2 protein-coding genes are annotated in these 1,732 nt (G+C 61.9%); both read right to left on the bottom strand.

Annotated features, from left to right (window positions below):
* Positions 1–674 (bottom strand): ABC transporter permease (locus KHO31_RS38925; protein ID WP_211626133.1); only part of this gene is annotated, 674 nt, incomplete at its 3' end.
* Positions 671–1,732: ABC transporter ATP-binding protein (locus KHO31_RS38920; protein WP_211626131.1), on the bottom strand; the 1,062-nt coding region annotated here is incomplete at its 5' end. The genes KHO31_RS38925 and KHO31_RS38920, both read right to left, overlap by 4 nt.

Raw genomic sequence — 1,732 nt, 5'->3', positions numbered from 1 at the left:
GCCGCTTCGAGCAGCGTCAGATCCATCTTCACCAGGTGCGCGTACAGCGGCATCACCATGAACGGCAGGTACGAATAGACCATGCCGATATAGACGCCAATATCCGTGTGGTAGAGGCGCAACGGCGAATGGATCATGCCGATGGCCATCAGCGTGTGATTGAGCAGGCCGTCGTCCTTCAGGATGCCGATCCATGCATACACGCGGATCAGGAACGACGTCCAGAACGGCAGCATCACGCCCATCATCAGCAGGTTGCGTTTCGCCGGTTCCGAGCGTGCGATGTAGTACGCAATCGGATAGCCGATGATCAGGCAGAAGAAGGTCGAGATGCCAGCCATCTTCAGCGAGCTGATGTAGGTCGCGACGTACAGGTCGTCCTGCAGCAGGAACGCGTAGTGGCCGAGCTGCATGGCGAAATGCACCATGCCGTCCTTGACCGTCACGAGATCCGTGTACGGCGGGATGCCCAGGCGCAGATCGGCGAAGCTGATCTTCAGCACCAGCACGAACGGCAACGCGAAGAACAGCGTGAGCCACAGGAACGGCACGCCGATCACGGTCGTGCGGCCCGACGGCAGCAGCGTCGAGAGGCGTTTCTTCAGCGAGCCGAGTAACCGGCCGCCGGACGGCGCGCCGAGCGCCGCGGGGGAGGAGGTAGTGGGATTGCTCATTGCGTCAGCACCACGCCGCTAGCGGGCGACCAGTAGACGAACACGTCGTCGTTATAGGACGGCGCACCTTCGCTCATCAGGTGCGAGCTGGAGAGATTCGACACGACCGTCTTGCCGCTCGGCAGGCGCACGTGATAGAGCGAATAGCTGCCCATGTACGCAACGTCCGACACCACGCCGCGCGCCCAGTTGTGCGGCGTCGAGGGCTTGTCGAGCGAGACCTTCACGCGCTCCGGTCGCACCGAGATGCCCACCGGCATGCCGAGCGGCCCGGTAATGCCATGGCTCACGTAGATGTTCGTTTCGAGGTCTTCGCTTTCGACGAAGATGTGGTCCGGTTCATCCGCGACCACGGTGCCTTCGAACAGATTGGTCGAGCCGATAAACTCGGCCGAGAAGCGGCTGTTCGGAAACTCGTACACCTGGCTGGGCGAGCCGATCTGCACGATGCGGCCTTCGCTCATCACCGCGAGGCGCCCGGCCATCGTCATGGCTTCTTCCTGATCGTGCGTCACCATCACGCAGGTCACGTCGACCTTCTCGATGATGTTCACCAGTTCGAGCTGGGTCTTCTGGCGGATCTTCTTGTCGAGCGCCGACATCGGCTCGTCGAGCAGCAGCAGCTTGGGGCGCTTGACGAGCGAGCGGGCCAGCGCCACACGCTGCTGCTGTCCGCCGGAGAGCTGATGCGGCTTGCGTTGCGCGTATTTGCTCATCTGCACGAGATTGAGCGCGTCGGCAACCCGTTCCTTGATCTCGTTCTTCGGCGTGCCTTCCTGCTTGAGGCCGAAGGCGATATTCGCTTCGACGCTCATATGCGGGAACAGCGCATACGACTGGAACATCATGTTGACCGGCCGCTTGTACGGCGGCATCGCGGCGAGATCCTCGCCGTCGACGAAGATGCGCCCGGAGGTCACCGACTCGAGTCCTGCGAGCATGCGCAGGAGCGTGGACTTGCCGCAGCCGGAGCTGCCGAGCAGCGCGAACAGTTCGTTCTTCGCAATGCTCAGGTTGACGTTATCGACAGCGACACTGTCGCCGAATTTTTTCACGAC

Source organism: Paraburkholderia domus, from assembly GCF_905220705.1.
Taxonomy (GTDB): Bacteria; Pseudomonadota; Gammaproteobacteria; order Burkholderiales; family Burkholderiaceae; genus Paraburkholderia; species Paraburkholderia domus.
Note: the sequence above shows the minus strand (reverse complement) of the source record. Positions and strands in the feature narration are given on the sequence as shown.